The 18973-nt window shown below is 64.8% G+C and carries 17 protein-coding genes; 7 read left to right on the plus strand and 10 right to left on the minus strand.

Translation table 11 applies throughout. The features are described 5' to 3' along the window. Positions 1–39 precede the first annotated feature (39 nt). From glmM to glmS, 4 genes are all read left to right on the plus strand, one after another. Positions 40–1395, plus strand: coding sequence for a phosphoglucosamine mutase (gene glmM, locus IG178_RS02850; protein WP_193210987.1), 1356 nt, complete (start codon positions 40–42; stop codon positions 1393–1395). Positions 1396–1423: 28 nt separating this feature from the next. After that, the gene (locus tag IG178_RS02855) at positions 1424–1801 is read left to right on the plus strand and encodes a hypothetical protein (protein WP_193210988.1); all 378 of its coding nucleotides are present in this window, start codon (positions 1424–1426) and stop codon (positions 1799–1801) included. A gap of 54 nt (positions 1802–1855) precedes the next feature. Continuing rightward, the gene (locus IG178_RS02860; RefSeq protein ID WP_193210989.1) at positions 1856–2665 is read left to right on the plus strand and encodes a DapH/DapD/GlmU-related protein; all 810 of its coding nucleotides are present in this window, start codon (positions 1856–1858) and stop codon (positions 2663–2665) included. Positions 2666–2757: 92 nt separating this feature from the next. After that, positions 2758–4599, plus strand: a complete 1842-nt coding sequence (glmS, locus tag IG178_RS02865; protein WP_193210990.1) for a glutamine--fructose-6-phosphate transaminase (isomerizing) — start codon at positions 2758–2760, stop codon at positions 4597–4599. A gap of 212 nt (positions 4600–4811) precedes the next feature. Here the strand turns inward: glmS and IG178_RS02870 are convergent, their stop codons facing one another. After that, entirely contained in the window at positions 4812–5903 is a 1092-nt protein-coding gene (locus tag IG178_RS02870) for a sialidase family protein (RefSeq protein WP_193210991.1), read from the minus strand. Positions 5904–6016: 113 nt separating this feature from the next. On the opposite strand from IG178_RS02870, the gene IG178_RS02875 reads away from it, so the two are divergent. Then, the gene (locus IG178_RS02875; RefSeq protein WP_193210992.1) at positions 6017–6943 is read left to right on the plus strand and encodes an NAD(P)/FAD-dependent oxidoreductase; all 927 of its coding nucleotides are present in this window, start codon (positions 6017–6019) and stop codon (positions 6941–6943) included. 148 nt (positions 6944–7091) lie between these two features. Here the strand turns inward: IG178_RS02875 and IG178_RS02880 are convergent, their stop codons facing one another. Beyond that, on the minus strand, positions 7092–8375 hold the full coding sequence (locus IG178_RS02880) for an argininosuccinate synthase (RefSeq protein ID WP_193210993.1): 1284 nt from the start codon (positions 8373–8375) through the stop codon (positions 7092–7094). Between the two features lie 127 nt (positions 8376–8502). On the opposite strand from IG178_RS02880, the gene lgt reads away from it, so the two are divergent. After that, a complete protein-coding gene (gene lgt, locus IG178_RS02885; protein WP_226894680.1) occupies positions 8503–9483 on the plus strand; it encodes a prolipoprotein diacylglyceryl transferase in 981 nt (326 codons plus the stop codon). Here lgt and IG178_RS02890 read toward each other — a convergent pair. The 3 genes from IG178_RS02890 to serA form a co-directional block, all read right to left on the minus strand. Beyond that, positions 9470–10180, minus strand: coding sequence for a hypothetical protein (locus tag IG178_RS02890; protein WP_193210995.1), 711 nt, complete (start codon positions 10178–10180; stop codon positions 9470–9472). The genes lgt and IG178_RS02890 overlap by 14 nt on opposite strands. A gap of 126 nt (positions 10181–10306) precedes the next feature. Next, a complete protein-coding gene (locus tag IG178_RS02895; RefSeq protein ID WP_193210996.1) occupies positions 10307–10738 on the minus strand; it encodes an exosortase system-associated protein, TIGR04073 family in 432 nt (143 codons plus the stop codon). 115 nt (positions 10739–10853) lie between these two features. Beyond that, on the minus strand, positions 10854–12458 hold the full coding sequence (serA, locus tag IG178_RS02900; protein WP_193210997.1) for a phosphoglycerate dehydrogenase: 1605 nt from the start codon (positions 12456–12458) through the stop codon (positions 10854–10856). Between the two features lie 443 nt (positions 12459–12901). Here serA and ilvD point away from each other — a divergent pair, with 443 nt between their 5' ends. Then, entirely contained in the window at positions 12902–14602 is a 1701-nt protein-coding gene (ilvD, locus tag IG178_RS02905; protein WP_193210998.1) for a dihydroxy-acid dehydratase, read from the plus strand. A 24-nt stretch (positions 14603–14626) separates the two neighbouring features. On the opposite strand, the gene IG178_RS02910 is transcribed toward ilvD, so the two are convergent. The 5 genes from IG178_RS02910 to IG178_RS02930 all read right to left on the minus strand — a co-directional run bounded on the left by IG178_RS02910 (position 14627) and on the right by IG178_RS02930 (position 18714). Next, complete coding sequence (locus tag IG178_RS02910) at positions 14627–14812, minus strand: hypothetical protein (RefSeq protein ID WP_193210999.1); 186 nt, start codon at positions 14810–14812, stop codon at positions 14627–14629. 144 nt (positions 14813–14956) lie between these two features. Continuing rightward, on the minus strand, positions 14957–15742 hold the full coding sequence (locus tag IG178_RS02915) for a DUF3108 domain-containing protein (protein WP_193211000.1): 786 nt from the start codon (positions 15740–15742) through the stop codon (positions 14957–14959). A gap of 78 nt (positions 15743–15820) precedes the next feature. Continuing rightward, the gene (bioB, locus tag IG178_RS02920; protein WP_193211001.1) at positions 15821–16816 is read right to left on the minus strand and encodes a biotin synthase BioB; all 996 of its coding nucleotides are present in this window, start codon (positions 16814–16816) and stop codon (positions 15821–15823) included. A 49-nt stretch (positions 16817–16865) separates the two neighbouring features. Continuing rightward, positions 16866–17534, minus strand: coding sequence for a hypothetical protein (locus tag IG178_RS02925; RefSeq protein ID WP_193211002.1), 669 nt, complete (start codon positions 17532–17534; stop codon positions 16866–16868). A 43-nt stretch (positions 17535–17577) separates the two neighbouring features. Then, positions 17578–18714: a PatB family C-S lyase gene (locus tag IG178_RS02930; protein ID WP_193211003.1), complete on the minus strand. Its 1137-nt coding sequence runs from the start codon at positions 18712–18714 to the stop codon at positions 17578–17580. Between the last annotated feature and the right edge of the window lie 259 nt (positions 18715–18973).

Here is an 18973-nt window from a genome sequence, read left to right on the forward strand (position 1 = left end):
GCTTCCATTTCGGGGCGGGAAGGTCGAATCTCCGCGGATATGAAGCTTTTCGGCACCGACGGCATCCGCGGCAAGGCCAACGAATTCCCGATCACCCCGGAAGTGGCCCTGCGCGCCGGCAAGGCGGTCGCCCAGGTGCTGCGCTCGTCCGGCCACAACCGCAACCGCGTGGTGATCGGCAAGGACACCCGGATTTCCGGCTACATGCTGGAAACCGCCCTGACCGCCGGCCTGGTCTCGATGGGGATGGACGTGCTGCTTCCCGGCCCGCTGCCGACCCCGGCGATCGCCCACCTGACCAAGTCGATGGGCTGCGCCGCCGGCATCATGCTGACCGCCTCGCACAACCCGTACGAAGACAACGGCTTGAAGATCTTCGGCCCGGACGGCTACAAGCTTTCGGATGCGCTAGAGGAAGTCATCGAGCGCCACATTCTCGGCGACGAACCCGAGCCGCGGGCGATGGACCCGTCGAAGATCGGCAAGGCCTACCGGATTGATGATGCCCGCGGCCGCTACATCGAGTTTGCCAAGCACACCGCCGACAACATCCGCCTCCACGGACTGAAGATCGTCGTCGATTGCGGCCACGGCGCCGCCTACTTCATCGCTCCGTTGATTTTCAAGGAGCTGGGTGCCGAGGTGATCAAGTACGGCTGCGATCCGGACGGGATCAACATCAACGATCGTTGCGGCGCGCTTTATCCGGAAACCGCCGGCGACCTCGTCCGTCAGCACGGTGCCGACCTCGGGATTTCCTTCGACGGCGATGCCGACCGGGTGATTTTCACCGACGCCACCGGCACCCCGGTGTCCGGTGACCGGATCCTGGCCTTGTCGGCGCTGGCCCTGAAGGAACAGGGCAAGCTGCGGGGCGACACCATGGCCTGCACCGTCATGAGCAACCTGGGCCTGCACGAGGCGATGCGTCGCGCCGGGATCAAGGTGCTGACCACGCCGGTCGGCGACCGCAGCGTGATCGAGGCCCTGCGGGCGAATTCCGGGTCTTTCGGCGGCGAGAATTCCGGCCACCTGATCTTCGCCGACCATGCCACCACCGGCGACGGCATCCTCAGCGCCCTCCAGATCCTGAAGGTGATGAAGGAGCGGAACACCACCCTGGCCGAGCTTGCCGCCTGCATGCGCGAGTTCCCGCAGGAACTGGTGAATCTCAAGGTCGCCGCCAAGCCGCCGCTCGCCACCTTGCCCGGCCTGCAGAAGCTGATGCAGGAGGCCGACGAGGCGTTCGGCGACGCCGGCCGGCAGTTGATCCGCTACTCCGGCACCGAGAACAAGATCCGCATCCTGGTCGAGCACCGCGACGCCGACACCGTCCACCACTGGGTCGAGCGATTCACCGCCGCGGTGAAGGAAGACATCGGGGTGCCGGCTTGAGCAAGCGATCTCAGGTAAGCCAAGACAGATGAGTCCCCGCTCTCAGACCATTGGCACGCTCGTCGGGGCTTGGCTCGTGCTGGAGACCCCGCTCGTCCTGGCTTTTCTCGTCGGCGAAACCTCTGCGGGCGTTCCCGTGACGCTGGGCCTTGTCGGCGGGCTTTTTTGTTTCCTCGCATTCAGAAAGAAGACTTGGGCCAGGCACCTGGTGCTCCTCCACCTGGGCTACAAAATTGCAATGATCGGGCTGGGATCTTTGGAGAGGCCGTCGCTGCCGGTCTACACATTGCTCGCCGCTCAATGCTTCCTCTTCTGGGCTCTGTGCTGGCACCGGCCGGTGCTCGGCTATCTGGGTGTGGTTCCTGCCGGAACAAGGCAAGTTGATGACGCCGAAAGCAAAAGCTAGGCGTAGCGTTTGTCGCGCTTCGTGCTAATCATGACCCTTTGTCCCTTCCCCGCCATGCCCCTCTTCGCCACTCGCAACATCGAGGATTTCCCGATCGGGAACCTGCTTCTCTCGGAACATCACCGGGCCTTCGGGATCGAGGGCTTGCGCACGCACCCCCACGCCTGGCTATCCGCCGAGGAACTCGGACCGCTGTCGAGCGGTGCGGCAGCCACGCTGGTCGACGGCAAGGGCACACCGCTCGCGTGGTTCGGGGAATACCCCGACCCGGCCAAGTCGGTCACGGCCGCCAAGTCGTTCCTGATCGTCAATCCCTGGGACCTCCTGCGTGCCAACGAACTGTATGTCGGCGGCCTGTCGGAGGCGAAGGTCGAGGGGGCGGTCCATCCGAACGCGGTGATCGAGGGCTTCGTCGAACTCGGGGCCGGATCGCGGATCCTTCCCGGCGTCTACATCGAGGGCAACGTGGTGATCGGCGCGAACTGCAAGATCGGCCCGAATTGCTACCTGCGGGGCTCGACGGCGATCGGTGACAATTGTCACATCGGCAACGCGGTCGAGATCAAGAATTCCCTGATCCTGTCCGGGACCAACGTCGGCCACCTCAGCTACGTCGGCGACTCGGTGCTCGGGGAGAAGGTCAACTTCGGGGCTGGCACCGTCACCTCGAACCTCCGCCACGACGGCAAGAACCACCGGACCGAAGTCGACGGGGTGCTGGTCGACACCGGCCGCCGCAAGTTCGGCTGCATCGTCGGCGACGGCGTCCACACCGGGATCAACACTTCCATTTACCCCGGCCGCAAGCTATGGCCCGGCACCAGCACCCGCCCGGGCGAGATCGTCCAGCGGGATGTCTCCTAGATGGGAGATGGCGGATGGTAGATGCCATGCGCCGGCTTCCAGTGCCTTTGTCTTCAAGTCTCCCATTCAATTTTTTCCATCCACCCTCTCAAATGTGCGGCATCGTCGGATACATCGGCAAAGCATCGGCTCCTTCCGTCCTCATCAGCGGCCTGCGCCGGCTGGAATACCGCGGCTATGACTCGGCAGGCATGGCCATTCTCGAGGACGGATCCGTCGTCGTCAGCAAGGCCCCCGGGAAGGTCTCCGCGTTGAACGACAAGGCGCACGCCGACTGGCCGGCCGAGCGCTTCTCGAAATCCTCCACCGGCATCGCCCACACCCGCTGGGCCACCCACGGGCCGCCGACGGAGGTCAATGCCCACCCGCACCTCGATGAGTCCGGCGACATCGCGCTGGTCCACAATGGGATCATCGAGAACTACCGGGCCTTGCGCACCCGGATGGAGGGGAAGGGTCATCATTTCTACTCGGAGACCGACACCGAGGTGCTCGCCCACCTGATCGGCGACCGCTACAAGGGCGATCTCTTCCAGGCCGTCTGCGACGCGCTGAGCCAGGTGGAAGGCACCTTCGGCATCGCCGTCATTTCGGCGAAGGAGCCCGGCAAGATCATCACCGCCCGTCGCGGCAGCCCGATCGTGATCGGCGTCGGCGAGGGCGAGACCATCGTCGCCTCGGATGCGTCCGCGATCATCGCCCACACCCGGCAGGTGATCTATCTCGAGGACAACGACATTGCGGTCGTCACGGCGGACAACGTCGACATCCGCGACCTCCACCAGGTGCCGGTCACCCGCGAGGTCAGCGAGCTCGGCTTCGATTCCGCCGCGGCGGAGAAAGGCGGCTACGAGCATTTCATGCTCAAGGAGATCCACGAGCAGCCCGATTCCCTGTCGAACGCCATCCGCGGCCGGCTCGATTTCAATCTCGGGTCGTCGGTGCTTTCCGGGATGGGCAGCTCGCCGCGCGAACTGGCGGAAATCCAGCGCGTGGTGCTGGTCGGTTGCGGCACCTCGCTGCACGCCGGATTGGTCGGTGAATACGCGTTCGAGGACCTCGCCAACATTCACGCCGAGGTCGAGCAGGCGGCCGAGTTCCGCTACCGCAACCCGATCATCGGCCGGACCGACCTGGTGGTGGCGATTTCCCAATCCGGCGAAACCGCCGACACCCTGGCGGCGGTGCGCGAGGCCAACCAGAAGGGCGCCTTCGTGATGGGCCTCTGCAACGTGGTCGGTTCGACCATCGCCCGGGAAACGGGCCGCGGGGTGTATCTCCACGCCGGGCCGGAGATCTCGGTCGCCTCGACCAAGGCTTTCACCTGCCAGGTCGCGGTGATGTTGATGATGGCCCTCAAGCTCGGCCGCGGCCGCCGCTTCTCGCGCGATGAGGGGATGAAGTTCGCGCGTGAGATCGAATCGATCCCGGCGCTGGTCGAAAAGGTCATCGCCCAGAGCGATCGCATCGCGGAAATCGCCAAGCGCTACGCCAACGACGAGCACGCGTTCTTCATCGGCCGCGGCACGATGTATCCCGTCGCCTTGGAAGGAGCCCTCAAACTCAAGGAGATCTCGTACATCCACGCCGAGGGTTACCACGCCGCCGAGCTCAAGCACGGCCCGATCGCCCTGCTTCAGGAAGGAACGCCGGTCATCGCGCTGGCCAACGACATTCCCGGCAAGGACAAGACGCTCGGCAACATCGAGGAGTGCCGCGCCCGCGGCGCGCGGATCCTCGGGATCATCACCGAAGGCGACCAGGAAGCCGCCGAGGCGATGGACGACTTCATCGAGGTCCCGGCCTGCCACCCGCTGGTCGCCACCGTGCCATCGGTGGTGGCGCTTCAGCTCCTCGCCTATCACATCGCCAACGAGCGTGGTTGCGAGATCGACCAGCCGCGCAACCTGGCGAAGAGCGTGACGGTGGAGTGAGTCGCGGGGCGTGACTGCCCGATGCGAAGAACCCGCTGGCGGCGTCGGGGGGAACGCCAGCAGCGGGTTGTCCTGGGGGACTTTTTCGGGGGGATTTATCCGTCCGGGGGGAGACGGGATGCAGGCTCGGCCGTTGGGGGGATGGCGTTGCTTACGGGGATAGAATGTCCGATTTTGCTCCCTTCCGGTATTACGCAATGACGGTAACGCGATCAGGGCGCGGCAAGGTCGCCGGGCTGGACGGTGGTGAAAGCAATCCGGCGATAGCCATCGGTTTCGTAGGCGATGGCGATGGTGCCATCGGGGAGCACGCCGAGATGGCTGTAGGCGGCGTCCCCCTCCTTGATAACCTTGGCGAGGGGCCAGGTTTTCCCTTCATCGGTCGATCCGCGGAGCGTCAGATTTTCCCGCCCCTTGCGGGAGGCAGGATTGCAGAAGAGAAGGAGTCCGGGTTTGTCGCCAGCGGGGAGCGAATGGCGGACGAAGGCGGCCATGCACTGGGGCTCCGGGAGCTGCGTGTCCCAGACGGTCTCCCCCCAGGTTTCCCCGCCGTCCTTGCTGATGGCCACCGCGCGGTCGCGCTTCGGTGAACCGTGGTTGCGCATGTTGAGCATCAGGTCGCCGTTCGCGAGTTCCGCCAATTCGCATTCGTTGGTGTGGAGGGCGGCGTAGGTGCTCGAGGACTTCCAGGATTTGCCCGAATCGTCGGAGTAGATGGCGTGGGCGCGGTAGCCGTCGGCCTCGCGATGATTCACTCCGATGACGAGGCGGCCCTGGTGCTGGCCTTTTGAAATGACCGAGCCCTTCCCGGGGCCGGGAACGAACCAGCTCCAGGCGGGATCTTTCACCTGCCGCGTGATGTCCTCGGGACGGCTCCAGGTGAGGCCGTCGTCATGGCTGCGGCTGAGGTAGAGGTGGCGGGCGTTCGGCCCGAATCCACCTTCGGTCTTCGACTCGGGAACATGAGTCCAGGAGGTCAAGAGGAGGACGTCGCCGGTGGCTGGATCGACGATCGGGCAGGCATTGCCGATGGTGTCCGGGCCGAAATCCTGAAGCACGACTTCCTCCGACCACGACCGGCCGCCGTCGGTGGAGCGCCGCATCACGGTCTCGATGTCACCATGGTCGGCGGCGCCATTGCGGCGGAGTTCCGCGAAGGCGAGGAGGGTTCCCCGGGAGGTCACCGCGAGGGTGGGAATGCGGTAGGTGTGGCGGGGAGCCTTGCCGGTTCCGACGAAGAGGTCCTGGTTTGCCGAGGCTACTATCGTCAGTAAAGAGGCGAGAAAAATCGATATCGTGCGCATGGAGTGCGGGTGAAAACTGCCCGTCCGGCGCAAATCTGTCACAGGGTTGATTTCGTCGGGGTGCCCGGGCATCGTCGGGAATCGACCGCGACGGATCCATTCACATCACCGGCATGGGCCTGGCCGGTTGCTGCCTGGCTTGGCAGCTATCGTTCGCGGGACGTGCCTTCAGTTGGCACGACGAGGTGTGGGACGGGGCCTCGTCGCGGGTCGCGGCGGGGATGATCAACCCGGTGACCGGCAAGAATTTCAACCCGAGCTGGCGGCTGGCGGAGTTCCTGCCCGAGGCGGAGGCCTTTTTCCGGAAGGTGGGTGAAATCACCGGCAGGCAGTTGTGGTTTCCCTTCCCGGTGTGGCGAATGGCCGGGGAGCAGGAGTGGCCGAAGTTCCTGGAAAAGATCGCGGCGCCGGAGACCCAGCCGTGGGTTGCCGGGGTGGAGGAATCTGTGTCCGGTTGGCGCGGGGCGGTGGTTCTGCGCGGCGGCGCGCGGGTGGCGACGCGGGACTTTTGCGAGGTGACCCGGGCGCATTTCGCGGCCCAGCAGGCCGAGGTCGCCGGAGCGGCGAGGCTGGTGCTCTGTGAGGGCGCGGCGGGCTTGATCGGTGGCCGGCTGGGGCACCATCGCTGTGCCAAAGGGGAGATCCTGAGTTTGCGGGCACCAAGCTGGCGGAGCGACCGGATGGTAATCGGTGCCGGGGGCTGGCTGGTGCCGACCGGTGAGGGGACTTTCAAGGCCGGCTCGACCTACGTCTGGGACCGGCTGGATGGAACACCGACGAAGGAAGGCCGGGAAGCAGTCGAGCGGATCGCCCGGCGATTGGGGGGCGATGATTTCGAGGTCATCGACCATGAGGCCGGGATCCGGCCGATCGTTCGCCGCAGCCAGCCGGTGATCGGCCCCCTGCCGGACGGGCGGGTAATCTTCAATGGTCTTGGCTCGAAGGGGTCGCTTTACGCTCCGGGAGTCGCGACTCGACTCGAGCGCTGGCTGACGGGGGAGGCAGGCTTGGATCCCGAGCTGGATGTGGGCGGGCTCTGAAGGGGGCGCTTCCTTGACTGAGGGAGCGCCGGCCGGCGGAGCGCCGACTTCAGTCGGCTTGGAGTTGTCCGCAGTCTGTCGAAGCCGGATGAATCCGGCGCTCCCTCGTTGCTGGAGTTGAGGGAGACGCCGGGGATCTTGCGGCCGATTATTTGGCCTGGCGGGCGTTGGCCTTCAGGCGCAGGGCGTTGAGGGCGATGAAGCCGGTGGCGTCGTCCTGGTTGTAGGCCTCTTCCTGGCCGCCTTCCATGGTGGCGACGGCTTCGGAATACATGCTGTGCGGGCTGCGGCGGCCGGCCTGCATGACATTGCCCTTGTAGAGCTTCACGCGCACCTCGCCGCTGACCATCTTCTGGCTCTCGGTGACCAGCGCCTGGATGGCCTCGCGCTCCGGGGCGAACCAGAAGCCGTTGTAAACGAGCTGGGCGTATTTCGGGATCAGGGTGTCGCGGGTGAGCTGCAGCTCGCGGTCCATGACCAGGGTCTCGAGGTCGCGGTGGGCGGCCATCAGGATGGCGCCGCCGGGGGTCTCGTAGATGCCGCGGGACTTCATGCCGACGAAGCGGTTCTCGACGATGTCGACGCGGCCGATGCCGTGCTTGCCGCCGAGGGCATTGAGCACCCGCATCACGCCGTAGGGGCTGAGCAGGGTGTAGCCGTCCTTCTCGCCCTCGACGCTGAAGTCGCCGAGCCCGGCGATCAGTTCGGCCAGGCCTTCGGTCTGGAGGCCGATGACGTTGCCCTTTTCAAACAGGCACTGGAGCATCTGCGGCTGGTCCGGGGCGTCTTCCGGTGACACCGAGAGCACATACATGTCCTTGTCGGCCTCGCCGGTGGCGTCGTGCCAGATGTCCTCGAGCGCGCCGGCTTCGAAGGAAATGTGGAGAAGGTTGCGGTCCATCGAGTAGGGCTTCTTCATCGAAGCCTTGACCGGGATGTTGTGTTCCTCGGCGTAGGCGATCATTTCGGCCCGGCCGGGGAACTGCTTGCGGAATTCGGCGTCGCGCCAGGGGGCGATGACCTTGATGTCGGGTGCCAGGGCGGCGGCGGAGAGCTCGAAGCGGACCTGGTCGTTGCCCTTGCCGGTGGCACCGTGGGCGATGGCGTCGGCGCCTTCCTTGATGGCCACGTCGATCATGCCCTTGGTGATGCAGGGGCGGGCGATCGAGGTGCCGAGGAAGTAACGGCCCTCGTAGAGCGCGTTGGCCTGGAACATCGGGTAGATGAAGTCGCGGGCGAACTCTTCCTTCTGGTCGTCGATGTAGCACTTCGAGGCGCCGGTGCTGAGGGCCTTCGCCTCGAGGCCGTCGAGTTCGTCGCCCTGGCCGCAGTCCGAGCAGTAGGCGATGATTTCAGCGTTGTACTTCTCCTTGAGCCAGAGAAGGAGGACGGAGGTGTCGAGCCCCCCGGAGTATGCGACGACGATTTTCATGGCGCGGGAGAACAGCATGGGGCGGGGCGGCGGGCAAGTGGGAAGGCGATGGGAATGAATGTGCCATGGGCGCGGGACCGGGTTGCGCTTGCCGGGGGAATGGTGTGAGCTGCGCCCCGTGTTCGCGATGTATGTGCATGACCTCAACCCGGTGTTGATCCGATTCACCGATGCGATCCAGCTGCGTTGGTATGGCCTCGCCTATCTGGGTGCCTTCGTGGTCGGAGCCTGGTTGTTGAACGTCTTGGCGAAGCGCAAGCTGTGGGTCTTGCCGCCGGGGGCGGCAGGGGACTTCATCGCGGCCGCGGCGATCTTCGGGGTCTTCATCGGCGGCCGGCTTGGCTACATGCTTTGGTACTACCCGAAGGCGCATGGCTGGGACTGGATCAACCAGGATCCGCTGATGCTTTTCAAGGTATGGGAAGGCGGCATGGCCAGCCACGGCGGCATCCTCGGGCTGGTGATCTTCACCTGGGTCTACGCACGGCGGAAGAAGGTTTCCTGGCGCGGTCTGGGCGACGGGCTGTGCGTGGTGTCACCGCTGGGTTTGTTTTTCGGGCGGATGGCGAATTTCATCAACGGCGAGCTCTACGGCCGGATCGCCGACGGGGTGCCGTGGGCGATGAAGTTCCCGCGGGCCTTGATCGAGCAGGACAAGGCCGAGGGCCTGGAGTTCTCCGCTGCCATGGATGCCGCCTCCCAAGCTTCCGACCAGCTTAAGGTGCCGATTCACTTCGAGCAATTCCTCGCCGTCCAGCGGCACTCTCCCGCCGTGTCCCGGGCCATCGAGCCCTTCCTGCTGCCCCGCCATCCGTCGCAGCTCTATGAAGGGCTGCTGGAGGGACTTGTCTTGTTCGCGATCCTATGGACGGTCCGGATCCGCTGCCCGAAGGCTCCGCCCGGCGTTTTGACCGGGTTGTTCTTCGTGTTCTACGCGATCTTCCGGATCTTCGCCGAGCAGTTCCGGGAACCGGATTCGGAGCTGGTGATGGGAGGCTTGCTGACGAGCGGCCAGTTCCTCTCCCTGTTCATGATCGTCGCCGGGATCGGCTTCCTCGCCTCGGCGCGCTTCGTGAAAGGCTCCGCGCCGGCGCTCAAGGAACCCTGACCGGATCGATCCGCTCGGTGGTGAAGCGGACCACCACCATGCACTTTCCACTCTGCATCGAGGTGCCGAGCAAGGCCGAGCCGCCGCCCTCGAGGCGCCAGAGGTGGGAGCCCAGGAACATGTCGTTCTGGAGCTGGTCGGGATCCGGGAGGTGTCCCGCCTGGATCGGCGTCCCGTGAAGCATGGTGAGGATCTTGGCCAGTTCCTCCCAGTTCTCCTTGATGCTGGAGTTGTAGGAAGTGCGAGGCGTCGATTGCGATTGAAGCGTCAACTCCTTGAGATTGTCCCCGGGAGACCAATCGAAATAGAGTTCGCACTGGAGTCCACCGATCTTCTCCTTGGTCCGGAAGATGCCGTTGATGCCGGTGCGGCCGATGAATGTTTCATCAAGGCCGCCCTCGACGAACTTGCTCTCCTTGAGCTTGCGGATGACCTCGTCGCGGCTGTCTCCAAAGCAGAGCTTGTCGAAGATCGCGCTCTCGTCGGGAAGCGGATCGCCGTCCTTCATGCCCTTGAGCCAGATCTTGTCCTGCTCGTGGAGATTGGAGAGGTTGACGGTGATCTCCTTGCCGTTCGACTGGAGGATGGTGACCTCGCGGGTGTCGTGGCTGACATAGCTTCCGCTGATGGTCTTGCTACCATCCAAGCTCTTCCAAAGACGATCTTCCGCCTGCAGGGCGGGAATGGCGCAAGTCAATAAGATGAGGAGGTGACGTTGCATAGTAAGCAAGAAACGCCACGGTCCCGGAAAAGTTAACAAAAAAAATCCCGGCAGGGCATAGGCCGCTGCCGGGATGAGATTGGATTCGTCGTAACCGACGGATTACCAGCGCTGCGTGCGAGCGTGGAAATAATAGGTCTCGAAGCCGAGTTCCGGCGGGAATTCCGAGAGGCCGTCGTGCGGGTTCATCTGCATCCGATTGTCCTCGCCGCAGCGCTCATACGGCGGCTTGAAGGTGCCACGGTAGGTGGGGCAGGTGAAGGTGAAGAGCTCGTAGAAGCCGTAGCCGAGGCGCTTGAGCGCACGGTTGGTGCCATCGACCGCGCCGTAGGACCAGCCAGCCTTGCGGCCGTAGTCATCGGACTTGCGCACGATTTGCTCCGGGATCTCCATGAAGCCGTAGAGGATGTTGCTGACGGCACGGCCGAGCTTGCGGGTCGCCGTGTAGGTCGATCCCGGAGGGGCCTGGATGTCGGCGGAGGCCATGCCGCCGAGGGCGAGCGTGGCGGTAGCGAGAATGGCGAGTTTTTTCATGTGCTGGGGTCACCCTAGAAATCCGGGTGAGGGGTTGGCAACGGGAAAGTGATGCAGAAAGCGGGATTTCGACGGGCATCCGGACGCTTGGTGCCGGTGCCCGTTTATCCCGTGATTACAATGTCACCCCGGTGGCGGAGAGGACGCCGGGGATGGCACGGATGGCGGTCATCAGCTCCTCGGACAGCGGGGCGTCGAGTTCGATGATGGTCAGCGCGTTGCCCTGCGACTTGTTGCGGGCGAGCGACAGGTTGGCGATGTTCTGGCTGGCATTGCCGAGCAGCGTGCCGAGGGCGCCGACGATGCCGGGGCGGTCGTCGTTGCGGACGATGAGGAAATTGCCGGAGATGTTGGTGTCGACGTAAAGGCGGTCGATTTCCACAATCCGCGGCGAGCGGCCGATGATAGTGCCGGCGACCCGGTAGCGTTCATCGCCCTTGCGAAGTTCGGCGACGAGCAATTCGTTGTATTCGGTCTTGGCGTTGATCGTCGACTCGACGAGGTCGAGGCCGAGCTGTTGGGCGATGGCCGGGGCGTTGACGATGTTGACCTGGCCGTCGGGGCGGGAGGCTTCGAGCAGCGCCATCAAGGCGGTGCGGGAGACCAGACCGGTGTCCTTTTTCGCCAGCGGGCCGTGGTAGGAAACGCGGATCGAATCGGGGTTCTCCGGGCCGAGCTTGGCGAGGAGCTTTCCGAGGGCGCTGGCGAGATTGAGATAGGGGCCGACTTCGGCCAGGGCCGAGGCGTCCAGCGACGGCATGTTGATCGCGTTACGGATCTCGCCGGTGACGAGGAAGTCGCGGATTTGCTCGGCGACCTGAATGCCGACGTTCTCCTGGGCTTCGTTGGTCGAGGCACCGAGGTGGGGAGTGAACACGACGTGCTTGCCGAGGGTGAAAAGCGGGTGGTCGGCCGACGGCGGCTCGTTTTCGAAGACATCGAGAGCGCAGCCGGCGATGTGGCCCGAATCGATGGCCGCCTTGAGGGCCGCCTCGTCGACGAGGCCGCCGCGGGCGCAGTTGACCACCAGCGCGCCCTTGTTCATCAGGGCGAGGCGATCGTTGTTGAGGATGTGCTTGGTCTCGTCGGTCAGCGGTACGTGGAGGGTCACGACATCGGCGCCCTTCAGGGCTTCATCGGGCGTCTTGGCGAGCTCGATCTTCAGCTCGTCGGCGCGGGCCTGGCTGAGGAAGGGGTCGTACGCGACGACCTGCATGTTGAAGGCCTGGGCGCGCTTGGCGAACTCGCTGCCGATGCGGCCCATGCCGAGGACGGCGAGGCGCTTGGTGTTGAGCTCGATCCCCTGATAGGCCTTGCGGGCGGCGGCGAAGTCGCCTTTGAGCACGGCGGGGTGGGCCGGGCCGATGTTGCGGGCGGCGCTGAGCATCAGCGTGAAGGCGTGCTCTGCGGTGGAAATCGTGTTGCCGGTGGGCGTGTTCATCACGATCACGCCGTGGTCGGTGGCTGCCTGGCGGTCGATGTTGTCGACGCCGACGCCGGCACGGCCGATCGCCTTGAGATTCTTGGCGGCGGCGAGGACCTCGCGGGTCACCTTGGTTTGGGAGCGGACGACGAGGCCGTGATATTCGCCGATGATTTTCAGCAGCTCCTCGGGCGGGAGGCCGGTTTTGACATCGACCTCGACGCCGGGGGCGGCGGCAAGGGCGGCGACGCCGATTTCCGAAATGGGATCCGAAACGAGAACGCGGTAGGTGGCCATGGCCCGGGCGACATAGGTCCGGCAGGACGTGCTGGCAAGAGCAGGAGCGTCAGATTCGCGTCACCACGGTGTAAAGGCCCCCGCATCGCCCCACGATGGAGCACTGCTTGCCCTTGCCGGACGCTCTCCCGACGTTGGATTTTGGGTTTCACCAGCTACCCCTGGGTTTGGGACCACTGGCAATTTCGGCGGGAGAGCGACGCGGCAAGAGCAGCAACCTGCAATTAACGCGGTATTTACATCGGATGTTATTTGCGGCCACGGCAAGAGGATTTTCTGACTTCGCCCAAAAATCTTAGACAAAAGGTCCTGTATTCACCAAGTGGTGGCCGTAGGAGCGGACGGAAGAACCGGACCGGAGACATTTTTCCGCCGGAGAATGTCCGGGGCCTGGATCACTCGGCTCTTGGCGGCGCGCCGCGGCCCGCCTATTTTTCCAGTCGATGTCCGACGCCAGCCGCCCCTTTTCCTCGCCCATGCTCGACGGTCCCGATCGTGCGCCGTCGCGTGCGATGCTTTATGCCGTCGGATTCAAAAAGGAGGATTTTTCCAAGCCGAACATCGGTATCGCGTCGACCTGGTCGCAGGTCACGCCCTGCAACATCCATATCGACCGCCTGGCGAAAGAGTCTGCCAAGGGAGCGGATGCGGCAGGGGGCAAGTCGGTGATTTTCAACACCATCACCATTTCCGACGGGATCTCGATGGGAACCGAGGGAATGAAATACTCGCTGGTTTCCCGCGAGGTGATCGCGGATTCGATCGAGACCGTGGTGGGCTGCGAGGGGATGGACGGATTCGTGGCGATCGGCGGGTGTGACAAGAACATGCCGGCCTGCGTGATGGCGATGGCGCGGATGAACCGGCCGTCGGTCTTCGTCTACGGCGGCACCATCCTGCCTGGCTGCGCGACCATCAAGGGAGAGGAAAGGGACCTCGACATCGTCTCGGTGTTCGAGGCGGTGGGCAAGCATGCGGCCGGCGAGTACTCCGACGAGGAGCTGGAAACCGTCGAGTCCTGCGCGATCCCGGGCGAGGGCTCCTGCGGCGGGATGTACACCGCCAACACGATGGCCTCGGCGATCGAGGCACTCGGGATGTCGCTGCCGAATTCTTCCGCCCAAGCCGCGGTTTCCGAGGACAAGATGCGGGACTGTTTCGATGCCGGGGCCGCGGTGATGAACATGATCCGGAGCGGCATCAAGCCCCGGGACATCATGACCCGCAGGGCCTTCGAGAACGCCATCACGGTGGTGATCGCGCTCGGTGGGTCGACCAACGCGGTGTTGCATCTGCTGGCGATGGCGCACGCGGCCGAGGTGGAGCTTTCCATCGACGACTTCACGGAGATCGGCAAGCGCGTCCCCTTGCTCGCTGACCTGAAGCCGTCCGGCAAATACTCGATGGCGGCCTTGGTGAAAATCGGCGGCACCGTGCCGCTGTTGCGCATCCTCCTCGAGGCCGGGCTGCTGCACGGCGACTGCCTGACGGTCACCGGCAAGACGCTCGCGGAGAATCTCGCGAACTCGCCGCTCCGCTACCCGGAGGACCAGCAAATCATCCGCCCGCTGGACAATCCCATCAAGAAGGACAGCCATCTGCGCATCCTCTACGGGAACCTCGCTCCCGGCGGGGCGGTCGCCAAGATCACCGGGAAGGAGGGCGAGGCCTTCACCGGACGCGCCCGCGTGTTCGACTCCGAGGACGAGGGGATGAAGGCGATTCTCGGGGGCGAGATCGTCGATGGCGACGTGATCGTGATCCGGCGTGAGGGGCCGAAGGGCGGGCCGGGCATGCGCGAAATGCTCGGGCCAACGAGCGCCATCATGGGCCGCGGGCTGGGCAAGACCGTGGCGCTGATCACCGACGGCCGCTTCTCGGGAGGCAGCCATGGTTTCGTGGTCGGTCACATCACGCCCGAAGCCCACGATGGCGGACCGATCGGGTTGCTGGTCGAAGGGGACGTCATCACCATCGACGCCGCGAACAACACGATCTCGGTCGATGTCGACGAGGACGCGATGAAGGCTCGCCGCGAAAACTGGACGCAGCCACCGCCGCGCTACACCCGGGGGGTTTTGGCCAAGTTCGCGAAGCTGACGACCTCGGCCAGTGAAGGCGCGGTGACGGATAAATACCTCTAAGGATGCAAGCGAACTGATGCTGAGTCAGTTCTGTTCGGGTGAGGGTCGCGTGGCGGGGTTCTCCAAAACCGTGAGCCGCTCGTTGAGATCCTGCATGCAGGAAAAGAGGCCGCGCAGGATCTTGCAGAGCCGTTCGGCGCTGTGTGGGTCCATGGTAGCGAGCTCGGTGTCGAGGCAGCGCATCAATTCATCCTGATTATTGGCAGTCATTCGAGGGGAGATGGTCAGGTTGGGGAATTGCGCATTCCGCAACGCATTGAAATTCAGATGGGCCTGAATAGCATTTAACATTCCCAAAATCGGACGTAATTGAAACGCGTAGATCTACGCAAGTTAATCCGTCCCGCCGCTGGATCACAGCACCTTGGCATCCGCCAGCGTCATCCTCACGTCGCCGATGAAGATCTCCGACCGCAGCTCAACCGGGATGCGGTTGGCATCGTCGGAGAGCCAGAGCGTCGAGCTCTTCATCTTCTTGTAGGGCAGAAGGGCTTTGGTCTTGGGATCGATCTTCTGGATCGCCACGTCGAGTTTGATGGTGTCCCGGTTCTTGAACTTTTCCCGGCCGAGGACTTTCACGCGCATCAGGTAGGGCTTGTCGAAGGGCAAGAGCGGAAGGCTGAGGGTGTCGCCATCGGCGAGCCGGTGGCTGCGGACGTGCAGCATCGCCGAGAAAAGGTCGTGAACCGGCGTGAAGCGGAACTCGGAACCGGCGGTGGCCTGCTTGCCGCTTTTCGGGAGGCGGATCGATTGCTCGATTTTCACCCGGGTTCCCGCCCAGGTGCTGTGGGTGGTGTTGATCTCGTCACCCTCATCCTGGATGCCGACGTAGGCACGCGGCCGCAACGTGGCGGGATCGAGCCGGGAGACCAGGGCGACCTTGTGCTTGTAGAGCTTGGCGGCAATGCCGGAGCTGCCGCCGTGGGCACGCGCCACGTAGTCGGAGGGGAACTTGGGGTCGGGCTTGCCGAAAGTGAAGGTCAGTTCGCCGGCGTTCACCATACCATTCCACGACAGGCGGTAGGTGAATTGCTGGGGGGCCAGCTTCGGATGCGGACCCAGCTTCGCCGGCGTGATCTCCGATTTCCAATCCGCCAGGGCGGTCAGGCTGAGGGCGAGTAGCGCGGCGAGGACTTTCATCGGCCCCTAAGACTCCGCGCGCTGTCCCGGCATTCAAGGGGAAATCGGGACGGTTCTGGCCCCCGGATCCGGGGGCGGTCAGCCGCAGCAGGGGCTTAGCGGGCGCTCTTCCTCGCAGGCGGGAGCGGCCATGCCCGGATTCGGCGCCAGGGTGCCGAGGCCGAGTTTTGCAAGCAGGGTGCGGTCCTTTTCGATCGCCGGATTGGCCGCGGTGAGCAGCTTGTCGCCGTAGAAAATCGAGTTGGCGCCGGCGAAGTAGCAAAGGGCCTGGGTTTCGTCCGACATGCGGGTGCGGCCGGCGGAGAGGCGGACTTTGGCCTTCGGCACGGCAATGCGGGTCACGGCGATCATGCGGGCGACGTCGAAGCCGTCGACGGCCTCCTTGCCCTCCAGCGGGGTGCCGGGCATCGGCATCAGCGAGTTGATCGGCACGCTCTCCGGCTGCGGGTTGAACTCGGAGATGACCTCGAGCATTTTCAAGCGGTCGTCGGTGGTCTCGCCGAGGCCGAGGATGCCGCCGCAGCAGACCGACATGCCGGCGTCCTGGGCGTGCCGGATGGTGCGCAGGCGGTCGTCGTAGGTGTGGGTTGTGACGATGTTCGGATAATGCTCCGGCGAGGTGTCAAGGTTGTGGTTGTAGGCGGTGACGCCGGCTTCCTTGAGCGCCTTGGCCTCGTCGGCGCCGAGTTCGCCGAGGGTCACGCAGACTTCCATGCCGAGGGTCGAGACGTCGCGGACGATGTCGAGGACCTGCTCGAAGCGCTGGGTCCCGCCGCGCACGCCGCGCCAGGCGGCGCCCATGCAGAAGCGGGTCGAGCCGGTGTCGCGGGCGGCCTTGGCACGCTCCATGATCGCTTCCTTGCTCATCAGGCGCTCGGCCTCGACGCCGGAGTTGTAGCGGGCCGACTGGGCACAGTAGGAGCAGTCCTCGGAGCAGCCGCCGGTCTTGATCGAAAGCAGGGTGCAGAGCTGGACGTCGTTTTCCGGCCAGTTGGCTTCGTGCACGGCCCGCGCCTGCTTGAGGAGTTCGAAGAAGGGCAGGGAATGGAGGCGCTTGAGTTCGGCGAAAAGCATGGAGATGAAAGGGCTGAAATTCTTGGGTTTGATATTCTGAAATCGCGGCTCAGCGCACCCAGCCCTTGCCGGACGGAAGCTGGCCGCGGCCGACCATCGAGTAGTCGGTCGGCCCCCGGGCGCCTTCGAGCTTCACGCCGAACGCACCTTTCCAATGGCCGCTCATGCTCTCGGCGGTGTGGCAGCCCCAGCTCTTGCAGTAGCTGTCCTTGCTGAAGATCGAGGAACGGATCTTGTGGAGGTCGCGCTCATGCAGCCAGGCGGTGCTGACGGCCATGATGTCGTTGCCGTAGTCGAGCATGAAGCAGTGTTTGTTCGAGTGGCCGAAGTAGTCGAAGGTCGACACCGAGCCGCGCGGGCGCTGGTTCATGGCGGAAATCAGCCCGCCGCTGCTGTCGACCCAGACCAGCGAGCAGTTGCGCTTGCGGGCAAGGTCGGTGATCCAGCTGGTGTAGGGCTTGCCGTCTTCCCGGCCGCGGGTCTGGTAGCCGGGACGGTAGACGATCCAGACGATCGGCGCGCTTTCGCCGTAGGCCTTGCGGATCTCGACCATCCGCAGGGTCGAGGCACGGATGAAATTCGCCCACCAGCGGTCGTGTTGGTCCTGCGGGACGCGGAGGTTCTCCCATTTCCGGAGCGCCGGGCCGCCGGTCAGGATGACGTGGTCGGCGGAAGCGATGGAAAGCAACGCGAGGAACGCAAGGACGGCGAGGCGCATGGCGGCAGTGTAGGGATGTCCGGCGGGCTGGCAATCCCCGGACTCAGAGGGCGGCTGCCAATTTCCCGAGTCCCTCGAGCATGCGGGCGCGGGTGCAGGCGAAATTGAAGCGGATCCAGCCGGGCCAGCCGAAGAAGGCGCCGTCGGAGAGGAACAGGCCGGCTTTCTTCTCGAAATGGATGGCGGGATTCTGGACCTCCATGCCGCGGGCATCGATCCAGGCGAGGTAGGTGGCCTCTCCGGGGACGATTTTAAGGGCGGGTCCGAGTTTGCCGATGGCCTCGTCGAGGGCGGCCCGGTTGCCGCGGAGGTAGGCGAGGAGCTGTTGGCGCCAGGGTTCGCCGTGGCGGTAGGCGGCTTCCGCGGCGTAGTAGGAAAGGGCGTTGATCTCGGTCAGCGTGTGGCCGCGTTGCGCGGTGAAGCGGCGCCGGATGGAGTCGTCGGGGATGACGGCGAAGGCGTAGCCGAGGCCGGCGATGTTCCAGGTCTTGCTCGGTGAGAGCAGGGTGATGGTGTTGCGGCGGAGCTCTTCGGGCAGCTGGAGGGCGGAGAAATGCGGGGTCTTTTCCTCATCGAGGACGAGGTCGCAGTGGATCTCGTCGGACACCAGCACGATGCCGCGGTCGGCGCAGAAGCAGGCGAGCTTCTCGACTTCGGCGGCGGTAAAGACGGTGCCGAGGGGGTTTTGCGGGTTGCACAGCAGGAAGACCCGGGTCTCCGGCGTGACGGCGGCTTCCATGGCCTCCCAATCGAAGGTCCAGCGGCCGTCGACTTCAATGTGGTCGACGGTGATCAGGGTGGAGCCCCCGTCGTGGTGGACGCCGATGAACGGCGGGTAAACCGGGGTGCAGGTCATCATCGCCTCGCCGGGCTTGCAGAAGGCGCGGCCGGCGAGGGAAAGCGCCGGAACCAGCCCGCCGAGGTGGACAACCTGCTCGTTGGGGACGCTGACGCCGCGGCGTTGGGTGAGGTAGAGGTCGATCGCCTCGTTGAGGCCGGCGTGGGCCTGGGCGTAACCGAAGACACCGTGGTTCACCCGGGCGTGGAGGGCCTCGAGGATTTCCGGGGCGGAGGCGAAATCCATGTCGGCGACCCAGAACGGATCGAGTTCCGGCCGGCGGTCGAATTTGATGCAGCCCGTGCCCGCGCGGGCGATGGGGGCGTCGAAGTCGTAAGTCACGGGCGGGTTTTAGCGGTCCCCGCCGCGCTGACAAGCCGGCATCCGGGGCAACAAAAAAGGGCGGCCGGAGCCGCCCTTTCAGGATGGATGGGAATCACTCGCCTTCCGGCTCGCGCGGCGGGATGGCGATCGGTGGCGTCACGGCCTGGATCGGCCGGCGTGCCGGGGGCGCCTGGGCCCCTCCCGGGAGGCCGCCGGGCAGGCCGCCCGGCATCGGATTGCCAGCGGGCGCGGGGGCCGCGGCGGGCTTCTCGATCAG

This window comes from Neoluteolibacter marinus, assembly GCF_014904755.1.
GTDB lineage: Bacteria > Verrucomicrobiota > Verrucomicrobiia > Verrucomicrobiales > Akkermansiaceae > Haloferula > Haloferula marina.